We start from the raw sequence: 413 nt of genomic DNA on the forward strand, positions 1-413 counted from the left end.
AGGCGCGCCGCGCGCATCTGCGCAGCCGGCGCGCATGGGCGCTGGTGCTCGCAGGCGGGGCGCTGCTCGCCGCCGCTGCGCTGGCCCGGCACTGCGCGCTCGGCGCGTGCGACACCACGCCGCGCCCGGAACCGGTCCTGAGCCTCGCATTGCTCCAGGGCAATATCCCGCAGGACGAGAAATTCCAGCCCGGCGGCGGCGTTGCCGTGGCGCTCGAGTGGTACGCCGACGCGCTGCGCAACGCCAAGGCGGACCTGGTGGTGACGCCGGAAACGGCACTCCCCCTGGTGCCCGGGCGGTTGCCCCCCGGCTACCTGGACGGCCTTCGGCAGCACTACGCCCAGGGCTCCCAGGCCGCGCTGCTGGGCATTCCCTTGAACGACGCGCAGGGCTACAGCAACTCGGTGCTCGGC

The 413-nt window shown here is 74.1% G+C and carries 1 pseudogene; it reads left to right on the forward strand.

The features are described 5' to 3' along the window. Positions 1 to 413, forward strand: a pseudogene (locus VTU_RS26285) (apolipoprotein N-acyltransferase); the annotation flags it as partial.

This window comes from Verminephrobacter aporrectodeae subsp. tuberculatae At4 (assembly GCF_000193225.1).
In the GTDB taxonomy this organism is placed as follows: Bacteria; Pseudomonadota; Gammaproteobacteria; order Burkholderiales; family Burkholderiaceae_C; genus Acidovorax; species Acidovorax aporrectodeae.